Origin of the sequence: uncultured Streptococcus sp., assembly GCF_915066115.1 — a bacterium.
Taxonomy (GTDB): Bacteria; Bacillota; Bacilli; order Lactobacillales; family Streptococcaceae; genus Streptococcus.
Genome location: NZ_CAJZDT010000135.1, coordinates 1 through 4,618 on the forward strand (window position 1 = coordinate 1; position 4,618 = coordinate 4,618).

Annotated in this window: 7 protein-coding genes and 1 pseudogene; 2 read left to right on the forward strand and 6 right to left on the reverse strand. The window is 37.5% G+C overall.

The features are described 5' to 3' along the window. The coding region (locus tag QZ565_RS08240) for a phage tail tip lysozyme (RefSeq protein ID WP_295528083.1) at positions 1 to 2,101 on the forward strand (2,101 nt) is incomplete at its 5' end. A 70-nt stretch (positions 2,102 to 2,171) separates the two neighbouring features. On the opposite strand, the gene QZ565_RS08245 is transcribed toward QZ565_RS08240, so the two are convergent. From QZ565_RS08245 to QZ565_RS08265, 6 genes and pseudogenes are all read right to left on the reverse strand, one after another. Next, a complete protein-coding gene (locus QZ565_RS08245) occupies positions 2,172 to 2,744 on the reverse strand; it encodes a hypothetical protein (RefSeq protein WP_295528086.1) in 573 nt (190 codons plus the stop codon). 1 nt (position 2,745) lies between these two features. Beyond that, positions 2,746 to 2,910, reverse strand: coding sequence for a hypothetical protein (locus QZ565_RS08250; RefSeq protein WP_000201399.1), 165 nt, complete (start codon positions 2,908 to 2,910; stop codon positions 2,746 to 2,748). Between the two features lie 55 nt (positions 2,911 to 2,965). After that, complete coding sequence (locus QZ565_RS08255; RefSeq protein ID WP_158086465.1) at positions 2,966 to 3,175, reverse strand: hypothetical protein; 210 nt, start codon at positions 3,173 to 3,175, stop codon at positions 2,966 to 2,968. Positions 3,176 to 3,261: 86 nt separating this feature from the next. Further along, positions 3,262 to 3,579 (reverse strand): annotated as a pseudogene (locus tag QZ565_RS09310) (transposase); the annotation flags it as partial. Positions 3,580 to 3,667: 88 nt separating this feature from the next. Next, a complete protein-coding gene (locus QZ565_RS08260; RefSeq protein WP_295528098.1) occupies positions 3,668 to 4,126 on the reverse strand; it encodes a transposase in 459 nt (152 codons plus the stop codon). Between the two features lie 7 nt (positions 4,127 to 4,133). Continuing rightward, positions 4,134 to 4,406: a transposase gene (locus tag QZ565_RS08265; RefSeq protein ID WP_290104882.1), complete on the reverse strand. Its 273-nt coding sequence runs from the start codon at positions 4,404 to 4,406 to the stop codon at positions 4,134 to 4,136. Positions 4,407 to 4,497: 91 nt separating this feature from the next. Between QZ565_RS08265 and QZ565_RS08270 the strand changes: the two genes are divergently transcribed. Continuing rightward, on the forward strand, positions 4,498 to 4,618 hold a 121-nt coding region (locus QZ565_RS08270; protein WP_295528103.1), incomplete at its 3' end, for a CHAP domain-containing protein.

Genomic DNA, 4,618 nt, shown 5'->3' on the forward strand with positions numbered 1-4,618 from the left:
AACAGGTCGTTTTACCAAGAAAAGACTGACCAACACAAAAGAGCGATACCATCATTTTAAGGCTGGAAAAGGATGGAAACTAGCGAAAGATAATCCAAGTTCCTTTAAAAATCGGTATCGAAAATTAAAGAAACAAGGTCTTACCAGTGTTCGAAATATCTATCAAAAACTAAAAGCAGCCTTTTCCTTCTTTACATTTGCGGCTGGAAATCCTGTAACCTGGATAGTAGGAGGATTAGTCTTTCTTCTCTTATTTATGCTGAGCTTCTTTTTAGGATTTTCATCTGCTAGTTTGATTCAACAAGATGAATTTGAATTAACAAAAGCTTATACCCACCTAACTTGGGAAGACGCAGAACATACTCGTACAAATGACAAAGGCATTACCTATTACACAAAAGTTGATGATGTGATGGGGTATATGAACTTTAAATTCCATGACTATGAGTTACACAAACCAGTTCACTTATTTAGTTCAGAAACTTACAAGGATTATCTATCTACTTTGTGGCATGATTTAAACGATGGGGAAGATTTGAAATCCATGCAAGACCTTTATGAAACTCCTAAGTATAAACTCTCGAAAGACGATCAAGAGGAAATAAAGGAACTAAAAGAAGAGGGTGTCTATGCTTCCATGCAGGAATTGGACAATCCATTTGAGGGGAAAAGCAACGAAGATAGTCTAACCATGACTTATCGTTATGGATACTATGATTTAGACGGAAAACCTACCCTTCAGGAGTACATTCTACTAGAAGCGAAGGCTCACCAAACGATTGTCGCACCAATGGATGGAGTTGTATCTCTAGATGGCGACAATATAATTCTCACTAACGGAAAAGGAGAGAATGAGAGTCGATTGACCTTGTATTCCATTCATAATGGCCGTGCGATTGAGGGGACAAGAGTTCTAACGGGTGATATTATTGGTGAAACACCAGATGATACAGGTTTGAAAGTTTCCTATCAAAAGTATAAGAACAAGAAAGAAAAATTGGTGTATGTCAATCCGCAATTTTATTTTCCAAAAGTCATTCAACTTCAGACAACTATCTTACCTGCCATTGGTCAGTTTGGTGGGGATGAGTTTGAACGAGCAAAACATATTTATGAGTTTTTGAAATCTCAAGGGGCAAGTCCCCAAGCCATTGCGGCTATTTTAGGAAATTGGTCGGTAGAGTCTTCTATCAATCCTAAACGAGCTGAAGGAGATTACTTATCTCCTCCTGTTGGAGCTACCGATTCCTCATGGGATGATGAAAGCTGGTTAGCGATTGGAGGTCCAGCCATTTATAATGGTGCTTATCCTAATATTCTTCATAGAGGTTTAGGTTTAGGTCAATGGACGGATACCGCAGATGGTTCAACACGGCATACAGCTTTATTGAATTATGCACATATCAAAAATAAGAAGTGGTATGATTTAGACCTCCAACTTGATTTTATGCTTCATGGGGATAGTCCTTACTATCAAAGTTGGTTAAAGGATTTCTTTGGAAATACGGGCAGTGCAGCCAATCTCGCTCAACTCTTTCTTACCTATTGGGAGGGAAATTCTGGTGACAAACTACTGGAAAGACAAACTAGAGCAACGGAATGGTATTACCAAATTGAAAAAGGCTTTAGCCAAACAAATGGAGGACAGGCAAAGAGTGACCCGCAATCCCTTGAAGGGGTTCGTGGGGACTTGTATGATCATTCTGTTCCTGGTGGTGGAGATGGTATGGCCTATGCCTATGGACAATGTACATGGGGTGTTGCGGCTCGTATGAATCAGTTAGGATTAAAGCTAAAAGGTAGAAATGGAGAGAAGATTTCAATCATTAATACCATGGGAAATGGTCAGGACTGGGTTGCGACAGCTTCAAGTCTTGGTGGAGAAACGGGTTCCACACCAAGAGCAGGTGCTATTGTTTCTTTTGTAGGAGGTACACATGGGACACCAGCAGACTATGGTCATGTGGCTTTTGTCGAGAAGGTCTATGATGATGGTTCTTTTCTAGTTTCTGAAACCAACTATGGTGGAAACCCTAACTATACCTTTAGAAAAATCTCGCAAGCAGATAGTGCCATTAGTTTTGCTTATACGGTGAAATAAAAGAATCATGTCATCAGTTTAGGTGACATGATTCTTATTTTTTATAAAGTGACATATTTAATGCCATAGGCTAATAACTTACTTGATGATCGTCTTTAATCAATTGACTGTAAGCAACAAATCCGAACTGTTCATAAAATTGAATGACTTTAGGATGATTGATACTATCTAAAAATACCATCTGAGTTCCTACAATTGCTCGAAATTCTTCAATTTTTTGAATTACAATTTCAAATAACTCTTGTCCTGATAGTTTATTTAGCTTTGTGTTTTTGCCGAATTGACCGATAAGTAACACAGGGAGATAATTAATATTTTTGGGACTTTTCCCTTTTAGGACGAGTTTCTTTTTTAAGGATTTCTCTAAATCAGAAATATCAACAACTTTGAGAGATAAACTAAAGAATCCTATGATGTTATTTGTTTCAGTTTCTTCAACGATAAAATTACGAGAACGATGTTGTTTTTCAAAATTGGGGGCTTTATCAGATAGATAAGTCAACATCTCTTCATTACCGTTGAAATCAACATTTTCTAAAATGATAGTTTTAAATAGATCCTGAACTTGTTTCTCAGTTTTATCAGGAGCTAGCACTTGAATATTTTCAAGATATTGCTTAAGTGGTGTTACTTGAATTGTCATCTTACAGATACTTTGAAATGAGTTTATTTTTCGTTGGAGCGGTAGCGTCCTGTGATTCAATGGATTTCAAGACGGCTTGTAGCTTTTTAGATGGTTTATGATTAAGAATTTTTAGAGCATCTTCGTTTGTTAGTTTTATATCACGTGTTAAACTGATTGTAGCCATTTGTTCTACCTCCTGTTTCTACTTAAATTCATTATAGCTTATTTTGAACAAAAATTCAATCTGAAGATAGTGTATGTTTTTTATAGTGTATAAATCCAAAATAAGTTTTTCTCTTGCGTTTGTAGCTCATATTCGTTAGAATAATGGTGTAGATGAGTGGTCGGCTCATGGTCAATCTGATGTTAATCTTGGACATAAGGGCCAAGCGGTGGCGGACACCAGAATAAACCGACTGACTAGGCGGCTTACAGGTTCTGTAAGTCATCTTTTTTATTTGAAAAAAGACAGTAAAAAAGCGCAAAAAATCACTTCCTGTGCTATACTGTAATTGAAATTTTTTTAGTTTTGGCGTTAGAATTGTTTCCTCAGTCCTAGCGCCTTTTCTTTTTGATAAGTCTGCTTGGTGGAGAGTAGTTTGTAAATGATTCTGAGAATCTTATGAGCACAAGCAATAACAGCCTTCATCTTGCTTCCTCTTTGGGAAATTCGATTGTAAAAAGAAGAAAAAGCTGGATCCTTAGAATGTGATGCAATTAATCCCGACATGGTCAAATCCTGTTTGATATAGCGATTTCCTTGCGTGATGTGTGAGGATTTTTTAATGCCAGCACTTTCATAAGATCCTGGGCATAGTCCAGCCCAGGATACTAAGTGTGCATCGGATGGAAAGGCTGTAACAGTTGGTCAAATTTCAGCTAGAATAGTGGTGGAACAGTTTTCATTCACACTAGGAATGGTTTGAAGCATCTTATTTTACTCAGGGGAACTCCTTTTCGATGTAGTATTGAATCTCATTGGTCAATTTTTCAATGAGTTCCTGATACATCTGACATTCCTCTAAACTCTGGTCTAAGAGGAAGCGGTCTTCTACTGATAACTTTTCTTTCATCGCTTCAACGAGTTCTTCTGGACTTGTTTTCACTCGCTTCTGGATACAAGGAATAACAGATTCTACATTAATGGTTTCTCCGTTAATGTAGAATTTTAAAAGTGCTTGTCCCGTCTTAGAAAAAATATCAGAAAGATAACTTGTTAGCTTGATATTGGCCTGTTGTAAGAGATTGTGAATTTCATTTTTAACTTGAGTTTGACGTTGCTTGTAAGAACGCATGCGACGTTTCAGTAAACGAATCTGTACCACTTCAGGGGTAGGGATATAGGAAGGTTCAATTAGTCCGAAACGACCGAGTCGCGCAATCCATTCAGCGTCCTTCACGTCTATCTTACGACCAGGTTTGAAGATTGGCAAGTGCTAAAACTAGATTAGAATCTGAAAAGATATTAAAGAGAGGGAGCCAATATTGCCCAGTACTTTCAAAAAAGACATGTGTGACATGGTTTTTCACCACCCAATCTAAAGCATTGTGAAGAGCTAGAGTAGTTGTTCCAAATTTCTTCTGAATTTTCTTTGGATTATTGGTATCTAGTGGGCCATCTAGAATACAAAAAACAATAGATTTTTGGTGGACATCAATACCACAACACGTTTCAATCATGACTCTTGTTCATCCAGTTTTTTATACAGGCTAGGAAAAGCCCTATTAAAGAACACGGATTGGTATTGTTCATCTTCATTATAGGCTAAATATCTTTTTCTGTGGAGAAACGGGTTCCACACCAAAAGCGGGAGCTATTGTTTCTTTTGTAGGAGGTACACATGGCACACCAGCTATCTACGGTCATGTGGCTTTTGTAGAGAAAGACTATG

What these genes read in the sequence shown, in the direction of transcription:
- QZ565_RS08245 (WP_295528086.1), bottom strand. Translation starts at nt 2,744, where the DNA reads ATGACAATTCAAGTAACACCACTTAAGCAATATCTTGAAAATATTCAA.
- QZ565_RS08250 (WP_000201399.1), bottom strand. Translation starts at nt 2,910, where the DNA reads ATGGCTACAATCAGTTTAACACGTGATATAAAACTAACAAACGAAGAT.
- QZ565_RS08255 (WP_158086465.1), bottom strand. Translation starts at nt 3,175, where the DNA reads ATGACTTACAGAACCTGTAAGCCGCCTAGTCAGTCGGTTTATTCTGGT.
- QZ565_RS08265 (WP_290104882.1), bottom strand. Translation starts at nt 4,406, where the DNA reads ATGATTGAAACGTGTTGTGGTATTGATGTCCACCAAAAATCTATTGTT.